The sequence below is a fragment of the Pseudoxanthomonas sp. GW835-FHT14C01 genome (assembly GCF_058793715.1).
In genome coordinates, this window is record NZ_JBXAGB010000003.1 from 637,316 (window position 1) to 658,915 (window position 21,600).

Here is a 21,600-nt window from a genome sequence, read left to right on the forward strand (position 1 = left end):
TCCGGAGTGGACTTGGAACTGGAATACCTGTCTCAAATAGCGTTGCCTGACATGCCCGAAAAGCTGAACAAGGGCCTGCTGTGGAGTGCCTTCCGAGGTCCCTCGGGCATTGAGGTCTCCTTACACGCCAGCTTTCCTCTGAATGGCCTCAGGCGCGGCATCGAATCGCTGGCCGCCGATGTCCTGGAGGGGCGGGGCGAGCGCTTGGCCTCGCTGTCTCTCAACTCCCGCATCGCCTCCCATACCGTCCAAGGCACCCTGTCCCCCCACCCCCGCATCCGCAACGTCATCGCGGTCGGCTCCGGCAAGGGCGGGGTGGGGAAGTCGACCACGTCGGTGAACCTGGCGCTGGCGCTGGCCGCCGAGGGCGCGCGGGTCGGGGTGCTGGATGCCGATGTGTACGGGCCCAGTGTGCCGGCCATGCTCGGCCTGTCGGGCCGGCCGGAGAGCCACGACAACAAGTCGATCGAGCCGATGCGGGCGTTCGGGGTGGAAGCCATGTCGATCGGCCTGCTGGTCGACCCGGACACGCCGATGATCTGGCGCGGGCCGATGGCCACCTCGGCGCTGATGCAGCTGTTCACCGACACCCTGTGGGGCGATCTGGACTATCTGCTGGTGGACCTGCCGCCGGGGACGGGCGACATCCAGCTGACGCTGGCGCAGAAGATCCCGGTCGCAGGGGCCGTCATCGTCACCACGCCCCAGGACATCGCTACGCTGGATGCGAAGAAGGCGCTGAAGATGTTCGAGAAAGTCGAGGTGCCGGTGCTCGGCATCGTCGAGAACATGGCGGTGCATACCTGTTCCCACTGCGGCCATGTCGAGCATCTGTTCGGCCAGGGGGGGGGCGAGCGGATGGCCGCCCAGTACGGCGTGCCGCTGCTCGGCTCGCTGCCGCTGGACATCACGATCCGCGAGCAGGGCGATGCCGGCCAGCCGGTCGTGGTGGCCGCGCCGGATTCCCCGGTGGCGCAGGCCTATCGGCAGACCGCGCGGGTCATGGCGGCCACGCTGGCGCAGCGGCCGCGGGCCAGCATGCCGATCGCCTCGTCGCTGGTGTGATCGTCTGACGCAGACGGCGGGCCAGGGCCCGCCCTACAATTCCCCGTCTGCCGCGCCCATCCCGCGCGGCCTTCGCCCCATCAGATCAGGACTTGCATGAGCATCAAGAGCGACCGTTGGATCCGCCGCATGGCCGAACAGCAGGGCATGATCGAACCGTTCGAACCCGGGCAGGTCAAGCAGGCCAATGGGCAGCGCATCGTCAGCTACGGCACCTCCAGCTACGGTTACGACGTACGCTGCTCGCGCGAGTTCAAGGTGTTCACCAACATCAACTCCACCATCGTCGACCCCAAGCACTTCGACCCGAAAAGCTTCGTCGACATCGAAGCCGACGAATGCATCATCCCGCCGAACAGCTTCGCGCTGGCGCGCACGGTGGAGTTCTTCCGCATTCCGCGCGACACGCTGGTGGTGTGCCTGGGCAAGAGCACGTACGCGCGTTGCGGCATCATCGTCAACGTCACGCCGCTGGAGCCGGAGTGGGAAGGTCACGTGACGCTGGAGTTCAGCAATACCACGCCGCTGCCCGCGCGTATCTACGCCAACGAAGGCGTGGCGCAGATGCTGTTCTTCCAGTCCGATGCCGACGACGTCTGCGAAACCAGCTACAAGGACCGCGGTGGCAAGTACCAGGGCCAGACGGGCGTGACCCTGCCGCGTACCTGAGCGTCCCTCGATCGCATTGAAAGGAATCAGGATGCAGACACCGCCGCCGATGCCGCAGGACCCTTACCGCACGCCCGATGCGAGTGTCGCTGATTTCCAGGAGCAGGGCGTACCGGATCCCGAGATCCGCTGGCTGCGGCTGGCGGCGATCCTGATCGACGCCTGCATCGGCTTCGCGGTGATCGTGCCGCTCATGTTCGTCGGTGGTTACTGGGAGGCTGCGTTCGAGGCGGGCCGTTCGGGCGGTTTCGGCATCATGCCGCTGGGTACGACGCTGCTGTGGGCCGTTATCGGCTTCGCCGTGTTCGTGCTTATCCAGGGCTATCCGCTTCATGCCAATGGCCAGACCTGGGGCAAGAAGGTGGTGTCCATCAAGATCGTGGACCTGCAAGGCAACAAGCCGTCCCTGGTAGAGCTGCTGGGCAAGCGCTACCTGCCGACGCATGCCATCGGCAACATCCCGTGCCTGGGCACGATCTACGTGCTCGTCGACTCGCTGATGATCTTCCGGCAGGACCAGCGCTGCCTGCATGACCTGATCGCGGGCACCCGCGTCGTGCGCGCGAAGTAGAGCGCGGTATCAGTGTTCCGCACCCGCAGCGGTGCGGATATCGAGAGGCGTCTTCAGGGCCACCTTCACCGCCAGGCGCAAGGCGGCTGTCACCGTCTCCACCGGCAGGCTCGCCGCACCGGCATGCCCTGACGCCTGGGCCGGCGAGTAGGGGATGTGGACGAAGCCCGCACGGACGCCCCTTCGCACGCGTAGAGCGTGCATCAACCCGTAGAACACGTGGTTGCAGACGTATGTGCCTGCGGTCTGCGATACCTCGGCAGGAAAGCCGGCGACACGCAGGGCTTCGCGCATGGCCTTGATCGGCAGTGTCGAAAAGTAGGCGGCAGGACCGCCGTCGATGACGGGCAGGTCGACCGGTTGGGAGCCTGCGTTGTCGGGAATGCGTGCGTCGTCGACGTTGATCGCCACGCGCTCCAGCGACAGCTGCGCGCGACCACCGGCCTGGCCGACGCAGATCACCAGCGATGGCTGCGTTTCCTTGAGCGCCGCACGCAGGACCGTGAGCGACGTACCGAAAGCGACCGGCAACTCGCGGGCCATCACGCGATGTTCCGCGATGCGCGCGCCATGCAGCGCGGACACCGCCTGCCAGCTGGGATTGACCTGCTCGCCGCCGAAGGGCTGGAAGCCGGTCAACAGGATGGTGCGCGTCGTCGGCATGGCAAGTCTCGTGGAAGAAGCATCAACGGAAGCACAGCCACGCCATCAGCAGCACGTTGGTGCCCATCAGCCAGAGGCCGGTCGCGGCCTGCGCGCGGATGACGCCGTACTGGTCATCGAGTTCCAGCAGCACGGCGGGGACGATGTTGAAGTTCGCCGCCATCGGCGTGAGCAGCGTGCCGCAGTAGCCGGTCAGCATGCCGATGGCGCCGAGGATGGCGGGATCGGCGCCATGCTTCTGCACGAGCAGCGGCAGGCCGATGCCGGCCATCATCACCGGGAACGCGGCGAACGCATTGCCCATGATGATGGTGAACACCACCATGCCCAGTGCGAACGCCAGCAGGCAGGCCATGCGGTTGTCGGCGGGAATCACCATCGACACCAGCGAGGCGACCGCTTCGCCCACGCCGCTGGCCGCGAATACGCCGCCCAGCGTCGCCAGCACCAGCGGCAGCAGCGCCGCCCAGCCCATCGTGTCGAGCAGGCGCCGCCCTTCATCCGCGGCCCGCAGCGGCGGTTGTCGCGTCACCCTGATCGCCGCGATGGCGGCGATGACGCACGCCAGCGCCAGGCCGACCAGCGTCATCCCGGCGGGGGCGAACAACGGCGTGCCGCCGACTGCCAGGTGCGGGCCGGCGAGGACCACCGTGATCGTCAGGGCGGGAATCAGGAGTGCCGGCACGAACAGGCGGTGGCCCAGCCGCAGCGCGGATGCCAGCCGCTCGGATTCCGGTGCCTCCTCCAGTGGTTCGCGGCGCATGCGCGTGGCCAGCAGGGCGAGCACCAGCACCGCGCCGCCGGCGAGCTGCGCCGGGAGTGGATCGCCGGCCTTGCTCGCGCGCAGCACCGCGTCGCCACCGGCGAACAGCGCCGCGATCAGGCCCCAGAACGCTGCATGCGCGTACCGCCGCTGACGCAGGTTGCGCCAGCCCGCATAGGCGAGGAAGGTCGCCAGCACCCAATAAAAATGCTCAATCGACAGCATCGGCGCGCGCCTCCTCCGCGGGTGCCGCCCGATCCAGCCGGCGCTGGAACAGCACGATGCGCACGGCGTGGATGATGAAGGCGGCGATGGCCGTCGGCAGCGCCCACAATGCGATCTGCAGCGGCTCCAACGCGATGCCGTGCTGGGCGTAGAAGCCCTGGATCAGCAGCACCGCGCCGAAGGCGAGGAACACGTCCTCGCCGAAGAAACGCCCGATATTGTCGGTCGCCGCCGCCATCGCATGCACGCGCTGCGCTTCCTCGCGGGCGAGCGGTCGCCGCGTCTTGCCGGCGGCCGACTCCGCCATCGGTGCCAGCAGCGGACGCACGGTCTGCGCGTGGCCGGCGATATCGATCAGGCCCACCATGCTCAGTCCCTGGCGAACGAGCAGATAGCCGGCCAGCAGGCGCGAGACGGTCAGCCCGCGCAGTCGTTCGATCCAGCGCAGTGCGTGTTCGCGCAGGCCGGCACGTTCCAGCAGCCCGATGGTCGGCAGCGTCAGCGCGAACATCAGCAGGGCGCGGTTGGAGACGAAGCTTTCGCCCAGCAGCGCGAGCAACTGCGGGATCGGTTTGCCCGCCATCAAACCACTGACCAGGCCGGCGCTCACCACCACGATCACCGGGTTGAAGCGCAGGACGAAGCCCGCCACCACCACGACGATGCCCAACAACGGCCAATAGCTCATGCGCGGCGCTCCATCGTGCCGAGGTGGAAGCCTGCGGTTTCGATCGACTGGCGCAACCCTTGTGCGAACGCGGCGGCGTCGGGGCGATCGCCATGCAGGCAGATGCTGTCCGCACGCAGTGGGACCGGTTCCCCCGTGCGCGCGACGACGATGCCCGCTTCCAGCATCCGTGCCACCTGCGCGGCCGCGGTGGGCAGATCCTCGATGCTGGCATCGGCCTGCGTGCGCGGCGTCAGGGTGCCGTCGGCTTCGTAGCGGCGCTCGGCGAAAGCTTCGTGCGCCACCGTCAGGCCGAGCTGTTCCCCTGCCGCGGTCAATGCGCTGCCGGACAGGCCGTAAAGCACCAGGCCGTGGTCGTGGTCATGCACTGCGCGCGCGATGGCATCGGCCAAGCCGGGATCGCGCGCCGCCTGGTTGTACAGGGCGCCGTGCGGTTTGACGTGGTGGAGTCGGCCGCCTGCGGCGCGGACGAAGCCGTCCAGCGCCGCGATCTGGTACAGCGTCAGCGCATAGGCTTCATCGGGCGTCAGGGGGCGTGCGACGCGACCGAAGTTCTCGCGGTCCGCATGCGATGGATGCGCGCCGATCGCCACGCCATGCGTGATGCACAGCGCGACGGTGCGGCGCATGGTGTCCGGCGAACCGGCGTGGAACCCGCAGGCGATGCTGGCCGAACTGATGTGGCGCACGATCGCGGCATCGTCGCCGCAGTCCTCGCCCAGGTCGCAGTTGAAATCGATGGTCCGCATGGCCGCGAGCCTACCTCAGGCGTGCAGGCGCTGCGCGATGGCGATGCGCAGCCGCGCCAGGCGATGCGTATGTTCCCGGGCCAGTGCGCGCGCCTGCGCGGGCGTGACCGGCTCGAAGTGCACCGGTTCCCCGGGACGCAGCTGTGCCGCGCGGCCGAGGTCGCAGCCGATCACATGGCCCAGGCGCGGATAGCCTCCCACGGTCTGTGCGTCGGCCAGCAGCAGGATCGGCCGCCCATCCGGCGGCAATTGCAGCGTGCCGACGGCGACCGGTTCCGAGACGCCGTCCGCCGTCGTCGACGGAAGCGCGGTCCCGGTCAGTCGCAGACCCTGCCGGTTGCTGTCGGCATGCGTACGCCAGCCGTGCGCGGACAGCGCCGGCGCCGAAGCATGGCGTGACGGCACGTAACGCAGGACATGCCGGTCCGCCGTCCAGGGATCGTCCACATCGATCCACCATGCGGGAAAGGCGGGTTCGCGCATACGCGGACGGACTGCGCCGCTGCCGACCGGCAGCCGGTCGCCTGCGCGCAGCGCCCGACCGTCGTGTCCGCCGAAGCCGCCGCGCAGGTCGGTGCTGCGGCTGCCCAGCACCAGAGGTGTGTCGATGCCTCCGGACACGGCAAGCCAGGTGCGCAGGCCATCGCGCGATGCGCCCAGTCTCAGTTCGCCCGCAGGCAGATCCAACGGTCGGCCCATCGGCAGCGGCACATCGTTCCACCACGCCGGCAGTGCGGCACCGGTCAGCGCGATGCGGCAGGCGTCCGGCAATCGCAGGCGCGGGCCCTGCAGCGCGATTTCCAGCCCGGCGTGGTCTTCGTCGTTGCCGACCAGCCGGTTCGCCATCGCCAGCGCCGCGGTATCCATCGCGCCCGCGCGCGCGACGCCCAGATGGCGCGCGCCATGGCGACCCTGGTCCTGTACGGTCGTCTGCACGCCCGGCGACAGTACCTGCCACGCGCTCATGAAGAGGCCGCCATGCGACGGAAGGTGGCTTCGTCGATCGGCACGAAGCGCACGCGGTCGCCGGGCTGCAGCAGTGACGGCTTCGCGCGCGCGGCGTCGAACAGCGTGCACGGCGTACGTCCCAGCAACCGCCATCCGCCGGGGCTTTCGCGCGGATAGAGGCCCGCCTGGGCACCGCCGATCGCGACCGACCCTGCCGGCACCCGCGTGCGTGGCGTCGCCAGGCGCGGCAGCGCCAGTACCGGATCCAGCCCGAGCAGGTAGGGAAAGCCCGGCGCGAAGCCGATCATCGCCACCGTGTAGACGGGTGCGCTGTGGCGCGCGATCAGCGACGCGGCATCGAATCCCAGCGTCCGCGCTGCATCGGCGAGGTCCTCGCCGTATTCGCCGCCGTAGCACACGGGGATCTCGTGCAGGATGCGGTCGGCGGCGAGTTGCGATGAGGGTTCCGGAAGCAGGGCTTCCACGGCGTCCCGGACGGCTGCGTGGGGATCGTGGTCCAGCCCCTGGTCGGCGTCGAAGAACACCGCGAGGCTGGCATAGGCGGGCACCAGGTCGCGCAGCCACGGCGGCGCACGGTCGCGCAGTCGCGCCGCCATACCGTGTACCTGCAGGTTGGTGCCCGCATCGATGCGCTCACCGAAGCGCACCAGCAGGGCGTCGTCGCACAAGGGTTCGAACTGCGGCGCGCTCATGCCAGCCGCTGGCGCCAGCGTTCGATGTCGGCTGTCAGTTCGTCCGGTGCATGCCGGATCGCGCTGCCGTTGCCCCACACCGGGCCCGGCCATGCCGCATCGCCCTCGTGACGCCCGACGAGATGGACGTGCAACTGGCGCACGATGTTGCCGAGCGCGCCTATGTTGAGTTTCTGGACGCCAGGCCGTGCCCGGATCAGCTGACCGGCCCGGTTGATCTCCGCCAGCAGCAGGCGCTGCTGGCCGCCGTCCAGATCCAGCCATTCGCTGACGCCAGTGACGCGCGGTACCAGCACCAGCCACGGATAGCGGGTGTCGTCCATCAGCCGCACCTGCGACAGGGGGCCATCGGCGATGAAGGCGCTGTCGGCCGCCAGTCGCGGGTCGAGCAGGAAATCGGTCATGCGAGGTTCCGGGTGAAGAAGTCGAGCGTGCGCTCGCGGGCCAGCCGCGCACTCGAAGGTTCGTAGTCCGCGCGCAGGTCGCAGTTGAAGCCGTGCCCGGCGGGATAGGTGAAGACATCCATCTGCGGCAGCAGGTCGCGATGCTGCTGGACCATCTTCGGCGGGATCGAGGCATCGTGGTCGCCGAAGTGGAACATCACCGGCGCCAGCGGCGTCTCGGTCAGGAACGGCGCATTGCGCGCGCCGTAGTAGCTGACGGACGGCAGGCCCAGCCGCATCGCCGCCAGCAGCGCCACGGTGCCGCCCCAGCAGTAACCCGCGCAGCCGACCTTGCCCGCCCCAGCGATGGCATCGGCCGCGCTGGCGGTGATGTCCACGGCGGCCTCCAGTCCCAACCGCGCGATCAGGTCGCGGCCGCGCGCGAATCCGGTGTCGTCGTAGCCCAGTTCCACCTGCGGCTCGATGGCGTCGAAGTACGCCGGCGCCAGCGCCACGTAACCGTCGATGGCGAAGCTCTCGGCCACGCTGCGGATATGCGCGTTCACGCCGAAAATCTCCTGCACGACGACCAGCGCGCCGCGCGGCGTATCGGCGGGGTCCGCGCGCCAGGCGCCGATGCGGCCCTGCGGCGTGTCGATCCGAGTCCAATGGCCCATCGGCAGCATTCCGGCGAAGGTGGCGCCCAGTGTATGCGCTGGCGGCCCCCGGCCTGCACGGATGGGCAGGGGCAGGCGGGGGCGGGAGGCTATAATCCGCGCCCCGTACACGCCGCCGCCGTACCGTCTCCATGTCCCTGCAGAACCCCAAAGTCGGCTTCGTCAGCCTCGGCTGCCCCAAGGCCCTGGTCGATTCCGAGCGCATCCTCACCCAGCTCCGCGTGGAGGGATACGACATCGTGCCGACCTACGACGCGGCGGACGTGGTGGTCGTGAACACCTGCGGCTTCATCGATTCGGCGGTGACCGAATCGCTGGACGCGATCGGCGAGGCGATGAACGCGAACGGCAAGGTCATCGTTACCGGCTGCCTGGGCAAGCGCCCCGAGCAGATCCGCGAGCAGTACCCGGACGTGCTGGCGATCAGCGGCCCGCAGGACTACCAGAGCGTGATGGAGGCGCTGCACGAGGCATTGCCGCCGAAACACGATCCCTTCGTCGACCTGGTGCCGGACTACGGCATCAAGCTGACCCCGCGCCACTACGCCTATCTGAAGATTTCCGAAGGCTGCAACCATCGCTGCAGCTTCTGCATCATCCCGTCGATGCGCGGCGACCTGGTGTCGCGTCCTGTCGATGACGTGCTGCGCGAAGCCGAGCGCCTGGTGCGCGGCGGCGTAAAGGAACTACTGGTGGTGTCGCAGGACACGTCGGCCTACGGCGTCGACGTGAAGTACGCCGAGCGCGAGTGGCGCGGCAAGGCCTACCAGACGCGGATGAAGGCGTTGTGCGAAGGCCTGGGCGAACTCGATGCCTGGGTGCGCCTGCACTACGTGTACCCGTATCCGCACGTCGACGACGTCGTGCCGCTGATGGCGCAGAGCAAGGTGCTGCCGTACTTGGACATCCCGTTCCAGCACGCCAGCCCGCGCATCCTCAAACTGATGAAGCGTCCCGGCGCCGTCGACAAGACGCTGGAGCGCGTGAAGCGCTGGCGTGCGATCTGCCCCGACATCACCCTGCGTTCGACCTTCATCGTCGGCTTTCCCGGCGAAACGGACCAGGAATTCGAGGACCTGCTGCAGTTCCTGGACGAGGCGCAGCTGGACCGCGTCGGCGCGTTCGCCTATTCGCCGGTCGAAGGCGCCGCCGCCAACCTGCTGCCCGATCCGGTGCCCGAAGAGGTCAAGCAGGAGCGCCTCGCGCGCTTCATGGAGAAGCAGGCGGAGATTTCCGCCGCCCGTCTGGAGGCCAAGATCGGCACCGTGCAGCAATGCCTCGTGGACCTGATCGAAGACGACATCGCGGTCGCGCGCTCCAAGTCGGATGCGCCGGAGATCGATGGTCTGGTCCACATCCAGAATGGCGGCGAGCTGGGTTTGCGCGTCGGCCAGTTCGTCGATGTCGAGATCACCGAGAGCGACGAGCACGACCTGTTCGGTGATGCCCTCGTCCCGGCGGCCAGGCCGCTCGACGTCAAGGTGCTGTGACCGCGGCAGCGGCCGAAGCCGTTGCCGGCCAAGGCCGGCGTCGTTTCATCGCGCCCTTGCGCGATCACGTGGATCCCGCGTGTTTCCAGCATCCGCTGTTCGAGGGTTACAGCGAGTATCTCGATCTGCTGACGGCCGCACGCTGGCCGGAGATCGACGTCCTCAACGCGCGGATGCCGGCATCGGCACCTCGCTTCGTGGCACAGGACGCGGCCCTGCTCGCCGATGGCCTGCACTACGAAGCGCGCATCGCGCAGGGGTGCATCGCCACGAGGTCGGAGAACTGGCACGACCTGTTCAACGCACTGGTCTGGATGCGTCATCCGGACCTCAAGCACGCGCTCAACCGGCAGCAGTGCCGGCATATCGACCGGATCGGTACGCGCGAGCGCAGTCCCGCGCAGCAGGCGCTGACCCAGTTCGATGAGAGCGGCGTCATCGTGCAGGCGCGCGACGGGACGCTGCTGAAGTTGTGGGATCGGCACGACTGGACGGCGCTGTTTCATGCGAATGCCGATGGCTGGCGCAATGGCGACATCGCCGTCGTCGCCGTAGTGGGGCATGCATTGATGGAGCAGATGCTGGCGCCGGGGCGCCTGCTGGTCGGCAAATGCCTGGTGGTGGTCGGCGATGCGGTCCACCCTGTCGCATGCGTGGCCGAGTCGATTTCGGCGAGCACGAGCCTTGCCGCACCCGCTGAACTGCGTCCGCTGCCGCTGGCCGGTATTCCCGGTTGGCATCCTGGGCAGGTCGCGGCGTTCTACGACCAGCAGGATTACTTCCGGCCGCTGCGGGAAGGTCGCGTGTATCCGCAGCCGTTGTGAGCATCAGCCCGCGTAGCTGACGTCCACCAGCACGAAGCGGGTGACGCCGCCGGGCAGTTCCACGGTGAACTCGTCGTCGACGCGCTTCTTCAGCAGGGCGCGCGCCAGCGGCGAATCGATGCTGATCCAGCCGCGCGTTGCATCGGTTTCGTCGGGCCCGACGATGCGGTAACGGGACATCTCGCCGCTGGCAACGTTCTCCAGTTCGACTGTCGCACCGAAGAAGACGGCGTCCGGATCGCTGGGTGCGGTGTCCACCACGCGCAGCGCCTCGAGCCGCTTGCTCAGGTAGCGTACGCGGCGATCGATCTCGCCGAGCTGTTTCTTGCGGTAGGTGTACTCGGCATTCTCCGAGCGGTCTCCTTCGGCTGCGGCGGCAGCCAGCGCCTTCACCACCTCGGGGCGGCGCACGCGCCACAGGTCGTCCAATTCGACCTTGAGCCGGTCGTGGCCTTCGCGGGTGATCAGGGCGGTGCTCTTTTCGCCCGGCGGGCGCCAGCGGGACACGTCAGTCCGCCCCGGCGGTGTCAGAGCGCCGCAGCATGCGCCCGCGTGGATCCTCGACCGGTTCGATGCAGCTTCCCGTGGTCAGCACCAGCAGGTCGTTGTCGTGGATGGCGAATTCGCGTCGTGGCTGGGCTTCGTCTGCGGGCGCGAGGTCGACGCAGGTGCCGTTCCAGGTCACGGTCCACGCGCTGCGCGTCGTCGAGAAGGCCAAGTCGTCCTGGCAGTAGGACTGCAGGACGTAACGCCCGTCGGCGCCCAGTGTGAGCAGCACATCGAGCGAGGGACAGGTGTCGGAGGGCAGCGTGCCGAAGTAACGGCCCGCCATCGCATTCCCGACGGCATCCGCCTCGACCTTTCCTGCGACAGCCGTGCCAGGGGCCATCAGTGCGGTCGCGAGCAGCAGCACGGAACGCATGAGGTGGATGCGCAAGGTCAACGCTTGCCGCCGAAGATGCTGCCCAGGATGCCGCGCACGATCTGGTTGCCCAGCTTGGTGCCGATGGTGCGCGTGGTCTGCTTGGCCATCGTTTCGATCATGCCCTGGCGGCGCTTGGTGCCGAACACCGCATCCTTGACCGACTGGCCGAAGCCGCCCGCGTCCGGATCGTCCTTCTCCGTCTTCGCCGCCGGGGCATTCGCCGACTGCACGGCCGTCTCGGCACGCTTGGCGAGCATTTCCGCCGCCGACTCACGATTCACCGGGGTGTCGTACTTGCCGCCGACCGGGCTGTTGTTGCGGACCTGCTGGCGCTCGGCCTCGTTGATCGCGCCCATGCGGCAGCGCGGCGGCGACACCAGGGTCTGCTGTACCGGCGACGGAATACCCTTGTCCTGCAGCGTCGACACCAGCGCTTCGCCCGTGCCCAGCGTCGAAATGGCCTGGGCCACGTCCAGCTTCGGGTTCGGCACGAAGGTCTGCGCCGCGGTCTTCACCGCCTTCTGGTCGCGCGGCGTGAACGCGCGCAGCGCGTGCTGCACGCGGTTGCCCAACTGGCCGAGGATGTTGTCGGGTACGTCGTCGGGGAACTGCGAGCAGAAGTACACGCCCACGCCCTTGGAGCGGATCAGCCGAACGACCTGTTCGATGCGCTGCTGCAGGGCCGGCGGCGCGTCGTCGAACAGCAGGTGCGCTTCGTCGAACACGAAGACGAGCTTCGGCTTGTCCAGGTCGCCTACCTCCGGCAACGTCTCGAACAGCTCGGACAGCAGCCACAGCAGGAAGCTGGAATACAGGCGCGGCTTCAGGATCAGCTGGTCGGCGGCCAGGATGCCGATCACGCCGCGACCATCCGTGTTCGTGCGCATCAGGTCGGTCAGTTCCAGCGCAGGTTCGCCGAAGAACATCTCGCCGCCTTCCTGTTCCAGCCGCAGCAGCGCGCGCTGGATGGCGCCCACCGACTGCGTGCTGACCAGGCCGTAGCTGGTGGAGATGTCCTTGCGTTCGGCGGCGACCAGGCCGAGCAGCGCACGCAGGTCTTCCAGGTCGAGCAGCAGCAGGCCGCGGTCGTCGGCCAGCTTGAACACGATGTCCAGCACGCCGCTCTGGGTGTCGTTCAATTCGAGGATGCGCGAGAGCAGGGTGGGACCCATCTCGCTGACCGTGGTGCGGACCGGGTGGCCCAGCTTGCCGTACAGGTCCCAGAAGATCACCGGGCTGGCGATCGGCGCGTAGTCGGCGATGCCGATGTCCTTCGCCCGCTGCAGGACGCGCTCATTGCCATCGCCGGCCGTGGCCAGGCCGGCCACGTCGCCCTTCACGTCGGCCATGAACACGGGCACGCCCATGCGCGAGAAGCCTTCGGCCAGCGTCATCAGCGTCACCGTCTTGCCGGTGCCGGTGGCGCCGGCCACCAGGCCGTGCCGGTTGCCGAACTTCGGCTGCAGCGTGACCGGAATGTCGTCCGTGATGCCCTTGCCCAGCAGGATCGGATCCATGTGCAACCTCGCGTGGTGATGGCGCGATTCTAGCGGCTGGAAACCGCCCCGGGGATAAAGAGCCGCGACGCATGACCTTGCCCCCGCCGCGCGGCCGGGGCTACCCTCCCGGCTCACACTCTGGATGCACACCTGATGTCGCTTGCGGTTCCTGCCTGTCTGCGCCTGTGGCCCGTCGCGGTCGCTCTTTCCCTCCTGCTGGTCTCGCCGATGTCGCTGGCGCAACGCGTGTCAGCGAAAGACCGCGCCGCTGCCGAAGCGCTGGAACAGCGCATGGCCGCCGCCGAAAAGCGGTATCGCGACGGCTTGGTGCTGGTGGCGAACAGCGATCCGCGTGGCGCGACCGAGAGCGACGCGGCGCTGGAGGACATGGAGGACGTCCTGGCGGCATGCGTGCAGCAGCGTGGCTGCCAGGTGCCCACCCTGCTGGCGACCTACAAGCGCCTGCTGAAGGGCAACGCCGATGCGCAGGGCGAAGACGGGGAGGGCGAGGGCGACACCATCGATGCGCTGGACGATGGCACGGACCACTCGGCGCCTGCCGCGGCCGCCATCCCCGAAACCGCGCGCACGGCTGCGCTGCTCAACGACCAGCGCCACGCGTTCGACCGCATGGTCGAGTACAACCCCGCGATCCAGGCGGGTATCCGCCGCTGGCTGACCGACATGCGCCCGGCGCTGATCGACAGCTACGAGAACTACCAGAACATGCGCGCCGAGCTGTATCCGGCGTGGGAGCGCAGCGGACTGCCGGAAGCGCTGCTGTTCGGCATCATGGCCAAGGAATCCAACGGCCGCGTGCATTCGACGTCGCGCGCGGGCGCGGCGGGGCCGATGCAGTTCATGTTCCACACCGGCGCACGCTTTGGACTGGGACGCGACGCGAGCGGCTTCGACACGCGCTACGACCCCTATGCGTCCGGCCAGGCCAGCGCCGAGTACATGAACGAGCGCATGCGCGGCCTCAACAACAATATCGAACTGGCACTGGCGGCGTACAACGGCGGCGAGGGCCGGGCGGCACGCGTCTATCGCGAGAACAGTGGCCTGGGTTTCTGGGACGACGTGGTCTACAGCCAGTTCCCCGGCGAGACGCGGGACTATGTGCCGATGGTGATCGCCGCGGCGTGGCTGTTCCTCCACCCGCGCCAGTACGGCCTGGAGTTTCCCAAAGTGCAGGCGCAACCCGCCCCGCTGAAGCTGGCACGCGATGCGTCGATCTACGAACTGACGATCTGCCTGGGCAATGGCGGGACGCGCGAGGGCTACATGCGCACGCTGCGCAACCTCAACCCGCGCTACCAGCAGGAAGCATGGATCCCGGCGGGCACCACGCTCAAGGCGAACGCGCGCATCGCGGGTCTGTACACGCGCTACTGCGTCAACGGGCCGCGCGCGGAGCTGGCGCGCACCTTGGTGAGCGCCGATCCCGCCGCCGCCATCCGGCGCGCGTCGCGGGCAGGCAATGTCGCCGTCGGTGACGTGACCCCGATCGCCGGCGTGCCGACCACCGTCGCCTCCGGCGAGCCGCAGCCTGCCGAGCCGAAAGCCAAGCAGGCGCGCGACTACCGTGTGGCGAAGGGCGACACGCTTGGCCGCATTTCGCAGCGCTTCCAGTGCGACCTGAAGAAGCTGGCGCAGGCCAACCGGCTGAAGGCACCGGCGTACGCGGTGCGTCCGGGCCAGGAGCTGAAGCTGGAAAGCTGCAGGAAGTAGCGTGCGCCATGCGCACGAATTCTTGATGTCGGCATTGGTGCAGTCGTGCGCGCAGCGCACGCTACGTTTGCGTGGCATCCAGCATGCCATGTGGCGGATGGCGTAGCGATTCCGCTCGTGCGCGTGCATGGGCCTGGCGCGCGGAAGGGGAACGAGGAGCCAGCGGCCGTAGCGTGCGCCATGCGCACGACCGCGCGATGCCGGCATGGTTGAGGTCGGGCGCGCGGCGCACGCTACGGTTCGCCGCGCGTGTCGATAGCCAAGTCCTGGGCGGCGCACCGGTCTGGCGGGTAGGTGCCGTCGCGGACATGCCGGACGAAACTGGAATAGGGCCACGCTGCGGGAGCATCCGCATCGCCATGTCGGACGGGATTGAAGTGGATGTAGTCGATATGCCGGTGCAGGTCGCCCGTGTCGCGAATGAGGTGTTCCCAGTAGCGGCGCTGCCATAGCCCGCTTTCGCGACGCGCGACCATCGAACAGGAGCGTGCCATCGTCGGCAGATCAGCCAGCTGGGATGTCCTGCGTTTGATGATCGACCAGCGTCGTGGATAGTCCGTATCGCCTTCCGGCAGTGTCCAGATCACATGAAGGTGGTCCGGCAGAATGACCCAGGCCGGCATCGAGAACGGCAGCGTTTGCCGGACCTCGCGCATTGCCGTGCCGAAGGCGGAGATCACGCGAGGGTCAGTCAGCAGGGGGCGCCGTCTTGCGGCGACGACCGTGAAGAACCACGTTGCGCCGGGCGTGAATACGCGTCGGAACCTCGCCATCCTTGGCTGCCTTTCGGATAGAACAGGCGGTCATGATGCGCGGCATGCGGCACTGGCGCCATTAACAATGCGTACGGGATAGCGGGTGGGGCGTCTGTAAACGTCAGCGTCTGGCAGAGATGCATCGTGCGGTCGTGCGCATGGCGCACGCTACTACGGCTCTGAGGCGCCTGGTCCGCGTAGCGTGCGCTGCGCGCACGACCACGGCATGCCTGGAGGCCGGTGCACGTGTGGTGCATGGCGCATGCCAGCTATTGCAGTCGGGCGAGCGCCTGTCCCAATCGTACCGGCGATTCCGCTTTCAGCTCAGGCGACAACGTCGCCACGCCCGGCGGCAACAGCACGATCACGGTCGAACCGTAATTGAAGCGCGCCATCTCCGCGAACCGTTCCAGCGTGATGCCCTTGCCGCGGTAGTCCTTGCGGGTGATGGCGGTGCCGTAAGCGGGGATTTCCTCGCCGCTCCACACCGTCTCCACACCGGAGACCAGCAGCGCGCCGACCATCACCGAGACCATCGGGCCGAAGTCGGTGTCGAAATGGCAGACCAGGCGTTCGTTGCGCGCGAACAGGCGCGGCACGTGGGCCACCGCGGCGGTGCCCACGCTGAAGAGGCGGCCGGGCACATGCACGGTCTCGCGCAACGTGCCGGTCCACGGCATGTGCACGCGGTGGTAATCGCGCGGCGACAGGTAGACGGTCGCGAACAGGCCGTTACGGAACGGTTCGGCCGCAGCGGCATCGCCCAGCAGCTCGGCGGCGGTGAACGACTGGCCCTTGGCCTGGAAGATGCGGCCGTCCTCGATGGGGCCGCACTGGCTGATGTGGCCGTCGGCCGGCATCAGCAGCGCACGCGGATCGGCGTCGGCGACGCGCGCGCCGGGCTTCAGCGCGCGGGTGAAGAAGGCATTGAAGCTGGGATAGGCCTTCGGATCGGGTTCGGCGGCTTCGCCCAGGTCGACGTTGAACTTCTCCGTCACCGTGTCGATGAGCCACTGCTTGGTGCCCGGCGACGTCGAATACGCCAGCCGGCGTGCCAGGGAGGACAGGAAACGGTGCGGCAGGACGTAGGTCAGCGAGGTCAGCAGGCTCATTTCGACGACGCCTCGGTCAACGCGCGCATGTCGGCGGCGATCGCTTTCGGCTGGAACGGCGGGCGGATCAGGCCGGCCAAGCGACCCTGCGGATCGAGCACGCCGATCGCGGAGGAGTGGTCCATGCTGTAGTCGTTGGGGTTCTGCTCGAAGCCATCGCCCGGCACCTTCATGAAGACGAAGCCCAGCGACTTGGCGAAGTTCTCCAGCGTCGGGATGTCGGCCGTCGCGGCCATCGTGTCGGGATGGAAGGCGTGCGCATACTCACCGATGCGGGTGGGCGTGTCGCGCTCCGGGTCCACCGAGACGAACAGCACGCGCGGGCGGGTGGAGTCGGGCAGGTCCTTCCACTGGTTCTGCGCCTGCGCCAGTTCGGCCAGCGTGGTCGGGCAGACGTCGGGACAGAAAGTGAAACCGAGGAACACCAGCGTCCAGTGGCCTTTCAGTTCGCCGTCGGCCAACTGGGTGCCGTCGGACTGGCGCAGCGAGAACGGCGGCAGCGGGCGCGCCTGCGGGAACAGGGTAACGGTCTGGGTCGCCGGCCACTGCGTAGCGGGCGTGACCGGACCGAAGAATTTCTGCGCGGCCAGCAGGCCCAGCCCGGCGGCCAGCGCCAGGACGAGGATGAGGCCGATCTTCTTGTTGAACATGCGCTGGAATTCCCACGAAAAGGAGGGCACGGCGAGCGGGCCGGAGCCGCATGGGCGCGGCGGGAAGGCCGCCATGATACCGGGGCAGCCCCTATAATCGGCGGCCCTCGCCGTTCCGGCGTCTTCACAAGCCTTGCCATGACCGCCGACGTCGCCGCCGAGCTGCACACCATCATCGACCTGATCCGCTACGGCGCCAGCCGCTTCAACGGGGCGGGCCTGACCTTCGGCCACAGCTACGACAACGCGCTGGACGAGGCTTCGCACCTGGTGCTGCATACGCTGCACCTGCCGCCGGACCTCGGCCCGGCCTATGGCCAGGCGCGCGTGACGGGCACGGAGAAGGCGCAGGTGCTGGCGCTGTTCGAGCGCCGCGTCAACGAGCGCATTCCGGTCGCCTACCTGACCGGTGAGGCCTGGTTCGCCGGCCTGAGCTTCAAGAGCGATGCGCGTGCGCTGGTGCCGCGCTCGCCGATCGCCGAGCTGATCGAAGCCGGCTTCGAGCCCTGGCTGGGCGGCCGCGAGGTCCACCGTGCGCTGGACCTGTGCACCGGGTCGGGCTGCATCGCCATCGCGATGGGCCACTACAACCCCGGCTGGCAGGTCGACGGCGTCGACATCAGCGACGACGCGCTGGCGCTGTCGGCCGAGAACAAGGCGCGCCTGCTGGCCGACAACGTGCAGTTCCTCAAGTCGGACCTGTTCGCCGGCCTGACCGGCCGCCACTACGACCTGATCGTCACCAACCCGCCTTACGTCACCAACGACGAGACCGACGCGCTGCCGAAGGAGTATTCCTTCGAGCCGGAACTCGGCCTGCGCGCCGGCGATGATGGTCTGGACCTGGTGCTGAAGATCCTGCGCGACGCGCCGCTGCACCTCAGCCAGGACGGCCTGCTGATCTGCGAAGTCGGCGAGTCCGAGCGCGCACTGGTGAAGCTGCTGCCGGATGTCGAGTTCGCCTGGATCGAGTTCAAGGTCGGTCAGATGGGCATCTTCGCGGTGGAATGCGCCGAACTGATCCGCCACAACGCGCGGATCACCGAACTCGCCGCCGCCCGAAAATAAGGCTGCGCGCCTCGCACGCTGTCGGCAGCGGTTGCGCCTGCAACCGTCGCGACCAGCGATGGCGCGCTGCACAATAGGGCGGCCGGTATGCGATCCTTCAACGCCCGGCACCGGTAGTTCCACCCGCGGAGCGGCGCTTGAGCAGCAACAGTTTCGGAAAACTCCTCACGGTCACCACGTTCGGCGAATCGCACGGGCCGGCCATCGGCTGCGTGGTCGACGGCTGCCCGCCCGGGCTGGAGATCGCGCCCGAGGAGTTCCGGCACGACCTGGAGCGCCGCGCCACCGGCAAGTCCCGGCACACGTCCGCGCGCCGCGAGGCCGACGAGGTCGAGATCCTCAGCGGCGTGTACGAGGGCCGCACCACCGGCACGCCGATCGCGCTGCTGATCCGCAACACCGACCAACGCAGCAAGGACTACGCCGACATCGCGCGGCAGTTCCGTCCCGGCCACGCCGACTACACCTACTGGCAGAAGTACGGCATCCGCGATCCGCGCGGCGGCGGACGCTCGTCCGCGCGCGAGACCACCATGCGCGTGGCCGCCGGTGTGATCGCCAAGAAGTGGCTGCAGCAGCGGTATGGCGTGAGCGTGCGCGGCTACCTGTCGCAGCTCGGCCCGATCACCCCGGACGGGTTCGACTGGAGCGCGGTGGAAGACAATCCGTTCTTCTGGCCGCATGCCGCGCAGGTGCCGGCGCTGGAAACCTACATGGACGCGCTGCGCAAGTCGGGCGATTCCATCGGCGCGCGCGTCAACGTCGTCGCCGACGGCGTGCCCGCCGGCTGGGGCGAACCGATCTACGGCAAGCTCGACGGCGACCTCGCCGCTGCGCTGATGAGCATCAATGCGGTCAAGGGCGTGGAGATCGGCGACGGCTTCGCGGCGGTCACGCAGAAGGGCACCGAGCACCGCGACCTGATGACGCCGGACGGTTTCCTGTCCAACCATGCCGGCGGCATCCTCGGCGGCATTTCCACCGGCCAGCAGGTCACTGCGTCCATCGTGCTGAAGCCGACCTCCAGCCTGCGCCTGCCGGGTGCGACGGTGGACGTGGACGGCAACACCGTCGACGTCATCACCACCGGCCGCCACGATCCCTGCGTCGGCATCCGTGCCACCCCCATCGCCGAGGCGATGATGGCGCTGGTGCTGATGGACCAGGCGCTGCGCCACCGCGCGCAATGCGGCGATGTCGGCGAGGTGCCGCCCCACGTTCCCGGCCGCGTCGATGGCTGAGCCGCGGCCGCGCGTGTGGGTGTCGCAGCCGCTGTTCGACGACATCGTCGGGCGGCTGGCGGCGCATTTCGACGTGCGCTCGACGGATGAAGTCACCGAACACACGCCGCAGGCGATCGCCGATGCGCTGCGCGACAGCGCGGGCGCGCTGATCACGCTGAACGAGCGCATCGGTGCGCAGCAGATTGCCGACGCTGCTTCGCTGCGCGCCATCGCCAACGTCGGCGTGGGCTACAACAACCTCGATGTCGCCGCGCTGACGCAGGCCGGCATCGTCGCCACCAACACGCCGGACGTGCTGACCGAGACGACGGCCGACTTCGGTTTCGCGCTGCTGATGGCCACGGCCCGCCGCGTGACCGAAGCCGAGCGCTGGCTGCGCGAGGGCCAATGGCAGCAATGGTCGTTCAGCACGCTGCTCGGTGCCGACCTGCATGGCAGTACCCTGGGCATCGTCGGCATGGGCCGGATCGGGCAGGGCATCGCGCGCCGCGCGCGCGGCTTCGACATGCGCGTGCTGTACCACAACCGCAGTCGGCTGCCGGAGGCGGTGGAACGGGAATGCGGCGCGGATTACGCCAGCTTCGACGACGTGCTCACGCGTGCGGACCACGTGGTGCTGGTGCTGCCGTACTCGCCGCAGGTGCATCATCTGGTCGATGCCGCCGCCCTGGCGAAGATGAAGCCGACCGCCACGCTGGTGAACATCGCGCGCGGCGGCATCGTCGATGAAGTCGCGCTCGCTGACGCGCTCGCGAACGGTCGCCTCGCCGCGGCCGGCCTGGACGTCTACGAAGGCGAGCCGGCGGTACGCCCGGAACTGCTGGCGCTGCGCAACGTGGTGCTGACCCCGCATATCGCCAGCGCCAGCCTGGCCACGCGCCGCGCGATGGTGTCGCTGGCGGTGGACAACCTGATCGCCGCACTCGGCGAAGGTCCCGACGCCGGCCACCCGCCGACGCCGGTGAACCCGGAAGCGCTGGCCGCGACCGGCACGATCAAAACCACCATCGCCAAACGACAGGGAGCCTGAGGCACGCCCGCAGGTTCCCCGAACACAGCCTTCTCCTGTCTGCTGTCTTCATCTCCTCCCATTCGCGAAACCCCTTCATGAGCAACCAGAACCGTAGTTTCAACGTCGCCGTCGTGGGCGCCACCGGCGCCGTCGGCGAAACCATGCTGTCCATCCTCGCCGAGCGCGAGTTCCCCGTCGGCAAGCTCGTCGCGCTGGCCTCCGAACGTTCCGCCGGCACCAGCGTCGAGTTCAAGGGCGAAAAGATCACCGTGCAGGATCTCGCCACGTTCGATCCGAGCGGCATCGACATCGCGCTGTTCTCCGCAGGTGGAGGCATCTCCAAGGAATTCGCGCCGAAGTTCGCCGCGGCCGGTGCCGTCGTCATCGACAACTCCTCGGCCTTCCGTTACGACGCCGACATCCCGCTGGTGGTCAGCGAGGTGAACCCGGAGCAGGTGCAGAACCGTCCGCGCGGCATCATTGCCAACCCGAACTGCTCGACGATGCAGATGCTGGTGGCGCTGGCGCCGCTGCATCGCAAGTACGGCATCGAGCGCATCAACGTGGCGACCTACCAGTCGGTCTCGGGGGCCGGCCGCTCGGCGCTGGAGGAACTCGGCCGCCAGACCGGCGCGCTGCTGAACTTCCAGGACCCGGATCCGCAGCGCTTCCCGGTGCAGATCGCCTTCAACCTGATCCCGCAGATCGACGACTTCCTCGACAACGGGTTCACCAAGGAAGAAATGAAGCTGGTGTGGGAGACGCGCAAGATCCTCGGCGACGACAGCATCCAGGTGAATCCGACGGCGGTGCGCGTGCCGGTGTTCTACGGCCACTCCGAAGCCGTCGCCATCGAGACGCGCGAGAAGGTCACGGCGGCCGAGGCGCGCGCGTTGCTGGAAGCCGCGCCGGGCGTGGAGGTCGTCGACGACCGCGCGCCGGGCGGCTATCCGACGCCGGTGACGCACGCCTCGGGCACCGATCCGGTCTACGTCGGCCGCATCCGCGAGGACATCTCGCATCCGCGCGGCCTGAACCTGTGGATCGTGTCCGACAACATCCGCAAGGGCGCCGCCCTGAACGCCGTGCAGGTGGCCGAGCTGGTGGCGAAAAACGGCTGACCCGCTATAGTCGTGGCCGGGAAAACTTGGGGAAGGGCCGTGGAACCGAAGC

At 68.3% G+C, this 21,600-nt stretch carries 24 protein-coding genes; 10 read left to right on the plus strand and 14 right to left on the minus strand.

The features are described from left to right. The first annotated feature begins 213 nt into the window (after positions 1 to 213). The 3 genes from apbC (at position 214) to AC1Q5B_RS16360 (ending at position 2,305) form a co-directional block, all read left to right on the plus strand. Positions 214 to 1,065, plus strand: coding sequence for an iron-sulfur cluster carrier protein ApbC (gene apbC, locus AC1Q5B_RS16350; RefSeq protein WP_492632813.1), 852 nt, complete (start codon positions 214 to 216; stop codon positions 1,063 to 1,065). A 96-nt stretch (positions 1,066 to 1,161) separates the two neighbouring features. After that, positions 1,162 to 1,734: a dCTP deaminase gene (gene dcd / locus AC1Q5B_RS16355; protein ID WP_187573005.1), complete on the plus strand. Its 573-nt coding sequence runs from the start codon at positions 1,162 to 1,164 to the stop codon at positions 1,732 to 1,734. A gap of 31 nt (positions 1,735 to 1,765) precedes the next feature. Continuing rightward, the gene (locus AC1Q5B_RS16360; protein WP_492632545.1) at positions 1,766 to 2,305 is read left to right on the plus strand and encodes an RDD family protein; all 540 of its coding nucleotides are present in this window, start codon (positions 1,766 to 1,768) and stop codon (positions 2,303 to 2,305) included. 9 nt (positions 2,306 to 2,314) lie between these two features. On the opposite strand, the gene pcp is transcribed toward AC1Q5B_RS16360, so the two are convergent. Genes pcp through AC1Q5B_RS16400 form a run of 8 tightly spaced genes read right to left on the minus strand, consistent with a single transcriptional unit; the run spans position 2,315 to position 8,114 of the window. Beyond that, on the minus strand, positions 2,315 to 2,968 hold the full coding sequence (pcp, locus tag AC1Q5B_RS16365; protein WP_492632546.1) for a pyroglutamyl-peptidase I: 654 nt from the start codon (positions 2,966 to 2,968) through the stop codon (positions 2,315 to 2,317). Positions 2,969 to 2,990: 22 nt separating this feature from the next. Continuing rightward, a complete protein-coding gene (locus AC1Q5B_RS16370; protein ID WP_492632547.1) occupies positions 2,991 to 3,956 on the minus strand; it encodes a DUF979 domain-containing protein in 966 nt (321 codons plus the stop codon). Then, positions 3,943 to 4,644: a DUF969 domain-containing protein gene (locus AC1Q5B_RS16375; protein ID WP_492632548.1), complete on the minus strand. Its 702-nt coding sequence runs from the start codon at positions 4,642 to 4,644 to the stop codon at positions 3,943 to 3,945. The genes AC1Q5B_RS16370 and AC1Q5B_RS16375 overlap by 14 nt, the downstream gene beginning before the upstream one ends. Further along, complete coding sequence (locus AC1Q5B_RS16380; RefSeq protein ID WP_492632549.1) at positions 4,641 to 5,393, minus strand: 5-oxoprolinase subunit PxpA; 753 nt, start codon at positions 5,391 to 5,393, stop codon at positions 4,641 to 4,643. Before AC1Q5B_RS16380 ends, AC1Q5B_RS16375 begins: the two co-directional genes overlap by 4 nt. Positions 5,394 to 5,408: 15 nt before the next feature. Next, positions 5,409 to 6,359, minus strand: a complete 951-nt coding sequence (locus AC1Q5B_RS16385) for a 5-oxoprolinase subunit C family protein (protein WP_492632550.1) — start codon at positions 6,357 to 6,359, stop codon at positions 5,409 to 5,411. Next, the gene (gene pxpB / locus AC1Q5B_RS16390; protein WP_492632551.1) at positions 6,356 to 7,054 is read right to left on the minus strand and encodes a 5-oxoprolinase subunit PxpB; all 699 of its coding nucleotides are present in this window, start codon (positions 7,052 to 7,054) and stop codon (positions 6,356 to 6,358) included. The genes AC1Q5B_RS16385 and pxpB overlap by 4 nt, the downstream gene beginning before the upstream one ends. Continuing rightward, entirely contained in the window at positions 7,051 to 7,458 is a 408-nt protein-coding gene (locus tag AC1Q5B_RS16395; protein WP_492632552.1) for an HIT domain-containing protein, read from the minus strand. The genes pxpB and AC1Q5B_RS16395 overlap by 4 nt, the downstream gene beginning before the upstream one ends. Further along, positions 7,455 to 8,114: a dienelactone hydrolase family protein gene (locus tag AC1Q5B_RS16400; RefSeq protein WP_492632553.1), complete on the minus strand. Its 660-nt coding sequence runs from the start codon at positions 8,112 to 8,114 to the stop codon at positions 7,455 to 7,457. Before AC1Q5B_RS16400 ends, AC1Q5B_RS16395 begins: the two co-directional genes overlap by 4 nt. Before the next feature lie 131 nt (positions 8,115 to 8,245). On the opposite strand from AC1Q5B_RS16400, the gene rimO reads away from it, so the two are divergent. After that, complete coding sequence (gene rimO, locus AC1Q5B_RS16405) at positions 8,246 to 9,604, plus strand: 30S ribosomal protein S12 methylthiotransferase RimO (protein ID WP_492632554.1); 1,359 nt, start codon at positions 8,246 to 8,248, stop codon at positions 9,602 to 9,604. Continuing rightward, positions 9,601 to 10,428: a DUF3025 domain-containing protein gene (locus tag AC1Q5B_RS16410; protein ID WP_492632555.1), complete on the plus strand. Its 828-nt coding sequence runs from the start codon at positions 9,601 to 9,603 to the stop codon at positions 10,426 to 10,428. Before rimO ends, AC1Q5B_RS16410 begins: the two co-directional genes overlap by 4 nt. Positions 10,429 to 10,431: 3 nt before the next feature. On the opposite strand, the gene greB is transcribed toward AC1Q5B_RS16410, so the two are convergent. The 3 genes from greB to AC1Q5B_RS16425 are packed head-to-tail and all read right to left on the minus strand — an operon-like array spanning position 10,432 to position 12,870. After that, positions 10,432 to 10,935 (minus strand): transcription elongation factor GreB, encoded by a 504-nt coding sequence (gene greB / locus AC1Q5B_RS16415; RefSeq protein ID WP_492632556.1) that lies wholly within the window; start codon positions 10,933 to 10,935, stop codon positions 10,432 to 10,434. Position 10,936: 1 nt separating this feature from the next. Continuing rightward, positions 10,937 to 11,350 (minus strand): copper resistance protein NlpE N-terminal domain-containing protein, encoded by a 414-nt coding sequence (locus AC1Q5B_RS16420; protein ID WP_492632557.1) that lies wholly within the window; start codon positions 11,348 to 11,350, stop codon positions 10,937 to 10,939. Between the two features lie 17 nt (positions 11,351 to 11,367). Beyond that, positions 11,368 to 12,870: a helicase HerA-like domain-containing protein gene (locus AC1Q5B_RS16425; RefSeq protein WP_492632558.1), complete on the minus strand. Its 1,503-nt coding sequence runs from the start codon at positions 12,868 to 12,870 to the stop codon at positions 11,368 to 11,370. A 135-nt stretch (positions 12,871 to 13,005) separates the two neighbouring features. On the opposite strand from AC1Q5B_RS16425, the gene AC1Q5B_RS16430 reads away from it, so the two are divergent. Further along, the gene (locus tag AC1Q5B_RS16430) at positions 13,006 to 14,586 is read left to right on the plus strand and encodes a transglycosylase SLT domain-containing protein (RefSeq protein ID WP_492632559.1); all 1,581 of its coding nucleotides are present in this window, start codon (positions 13,006 to 13,008) and stop codon (positions 14,584 to 14,586) included. 233 nt (positions 14,587 to 14,819) lie between these two features. Here AC1Q5B_RS16430 and AC1Q5B_RS16435 read toward each other — a convergent pair whose 3' ends face one another. The 3 genes from AC1Q5B_RS16435 to AC1Q5B_RS16445 form a co-directional block, all read right to left on the minus strand. Continuing rightward, complete coding sequence (locus AC1Q5B_RS16435; protein WP_492632560.1) at positions 14,820 to 15,359, minus strand: REP-associated tyrosine transposase; 540 nt, start codon at positions 15,357 to 15,359, stop codon at positions 14,820 to 14,822. A gap of 251 nt (positions 15,360 to 15,610) precedes the next feature. Beyond that, positions 15,611 to 16,453 (minus strand): archaetidylserine decarboxylase, encoded by an 843-nt coding sequence (gene asd / locus AC1Q5B_RS16440; protein ID WP_492632561.1) that lies wholly within the window; start codon positions 16,451 to 16,453, stop codon positions 15,611 to 15,613. Then, a complete protein-coding gene (locus tag AC1Q5B_RS16445; protein WP_492632562.1) occupies positions 16,450 to 17,103 on the minus strand; it encodes an SCO family protein in 654 nt (217 codons plus the stop codon). Before AC1Q5B_RS16445 ends, asd begins: the two co-directional genes overlap by 4 nt. Before the next feature lie 138 nt (positions 17,104 to 17,241). On the opposite strand from AC1Q5B_RS16445, the gene prmB reads away from it, so the two are divergent. The 4 genes from prmB (at position 17,242) to AC1Q5B_RS16465 (ending at position 21,548) form a co-directional block, all read left to right on the plus strand. Beyond that, on the plus strand, positions 17,242 to 18,171 hold the full coding sequence (prmB, locus tag AC1Q5B_RS16450) for a 50S ribosomal protein L3 N(5)-glutamine methyltransferase (RefSeq protein ID WP_492632563.1): 930 nt from the start codon (positions 17,242 to 17,244) through the stop codon (positions 18,169 to 18,171). Positions 18,172 to 18,308: 137 nt separating this feature from the next. Further along, positions 18,309 to 19,412 (plus strand): chorismate synthase, encoded by a 1,104-nt coding sequence (aroC, locus tag AC1Q5B_RS16455; RefSeq protein WP_492632564.1) that lies wholly within the window; start codon positions 18,309 to 18,311, stop codon positions 19,410 to 19,412. Beyond that, a complete protein-coding gene (locus AC1Q5B_RS16460; protein WP_492632565.1) occupies positions 19,405 to 20,445 on the plus strand; it encodes a 2-hydroxyacid dehydrogenase in 1,041 nt (346 codons plus the stop codon). The genes aroC and AC1Q5B_RS16460 overlap by 8 nt, the downstream gene beginning before the upstream one ends. A 77-nt stretch (positions 20,446 to 20,522) precedes the next feature. Next, complete coding sequence (locus tag AC1Q5B_RS16465; RefSeq protein WP_492632566.1) at positions 20,523 to 21,548, plus strand: aspartate-semialdehyde dehydrogenase; 1,026 nt, start codon at positions 20,523 to 20,525, stop codon at positions 21,546 to 21,548. The last annotated feature ends 52 nt before the right edge of the window (positions 21,549 to 21,600 follow it).

What these genes read in the sequence shown, in the direction of transcription:
- AC1Q5B_RS16385 (WP_492632550.1), bottom strand. Translation starts at nt 6,359, where the DNA reads ATGAGCGCGTGGCAGGTACTGTCGCCGGGCGTGCAGACGACCGTACAG.
- pxpB (WP_492632551.1), bottom strand. Translation starts at nt 7,054, where the DNA reads ATGAGCGCGCCGCAGTTCGAACCCTTGTGCGACGACGCCCTGCTGGTG.
- dcd (WP_187573005.1), top strand. Translation starts at nt 1,162, where the DNA reads ATGAGCATCAAGAGCGACCGTTGGATCCGCCGCATGGCCGAACAGCAG.
- AC1Q5B_RS16360 (WP_492632545.1), top strand. Translation starts at nt 1,766, where the DNA reads ATGCAGACACCGCCGCCGATGCCGCAGGACCCTTACCGCACGCCCGAT.
- AC1Q5B_RS16380 (WP_492632549.1), bottom strand. Translation starts at nt 5,393, where the DNA reads ATGCGGACCATCGATTTCAACTGCGACCTGGGCGAGGACTGCGGCGAC.
- prmB (WP_492632563.1), top strand. Translation starts at nt 17,242, where the DNA reads ATGACCGCCGACGTCGCCGCCGAGCTGCACACCATCATCGACCTGATC.
- AC1Q5B_RS16445 (WP_492632562.1), bottom strand. Translation starts at nt 17,103, where the DNA reads ATGTTCAACAAGAAGATCGGCCTCATCCTCGTCCTGGCGCTGGCCGCC.
- AC1Q5B_RS16430 (WP_492632559.1), top strand. Translation starts at nt 13,006, where the DNA reads ATGTCGCTTGCGGTTCCTGCCTGTCTGCGCCTGTGGCCCGTCGCGGTC.
- AC1Q5B_RS16395 (WP_492632552.1), bottom strand. Translation starts at nt 7,458, where the DNA reads ATGACCGATTTCCTGCTCGACCCGCGACTGGCGGCCGACAGCGCCTTC.
- AC1Q5B_RS16370 (WP_492632547.1), bottom strand. Translation starts at nt 3,956, where the DNA reads ATGCTGTCGATTGAGCATTTTTATTGGGTGCTGGCGACCTTCCTCGCC.
- AC1Q5B_RS16420 (WP_492632557.1), bottom strand. Translation starts at nt 11,350, where the DNA reads ATGCGTTCCGTGCTGCTGCTCGCGACCGCACTGATGGCCCCTGGCACG.
- AC1Q5B_RS16400 (WP_492632553.1), bottom strand. Translation starts at nt 8,114, where the DNA reads ATGGGCCATTGGACTCGGATCGACACGCCGCAGGGCCGCATCGGCGCC.
- AC1Q5B_RS16465 (WP_492632566.1), top strand. Translation starts at nt 20,523, where the DNA reads ATGAGCAACCAGAACCGTAGTTTCAACGTCGCCGTCGTGGGCGCCACC.
- AC1Q5B_RS16375 (WP_492632548.1), bottom strand. Translation starts at nt 4,644, where the DNA reads ATGAGCTATTGGCCGTTGTTGGGCATCGTCGTGGTGGTGGCGGGCTTC.
- AC1Q5B_RS16460 (WP_492632565.1), top strand. Translation starts at nt 19,405, where the DNA reads ATGGCTGAGCCGCGGCCGCGCGTGTGGGTGTCGCAGCCGCTGTTCGAC.
- rimO (WP_492632554.1), top strand. Translation starts at nt 8,246, where the DNA reads ATGTCCCTGCAGAACCCCAAAGTCGGCTTCGTCAGCCTCGGCTGCCCC.
- asd (WP_492632561.1), bottom strand. Translation starts at nt 16,453, where the DNA reads ATGAGCCTGCTGACCTCGCTGACCTACGTCCTGCCGCACCGTTTCCTG.
- pcp (WP_492632546.1), bottom strand. Translation starts at nt 2,968, where the DNA reads ATGCCGACGACGCGCACCATCCTGTTGACCGGCTTCCAGCCCTTCGGC.
- AC1Q5B_RS16425 (WP_492632558.1), bottom strand. Translation starts at nt 12,870, where the DNA reads ATGGATCCGATCCTGCTGGGCAAGGGCATCACGGACGACATTCCGGTC.
- AC1Q5B_RS16435 (WP_492632560.1), bottom strand. Translation starts at nt 15,359, where the DNA reads ATGGCGAGGTTCCGACGCGTATTCACGCCCGGCGCAACGTGGTTCTTC.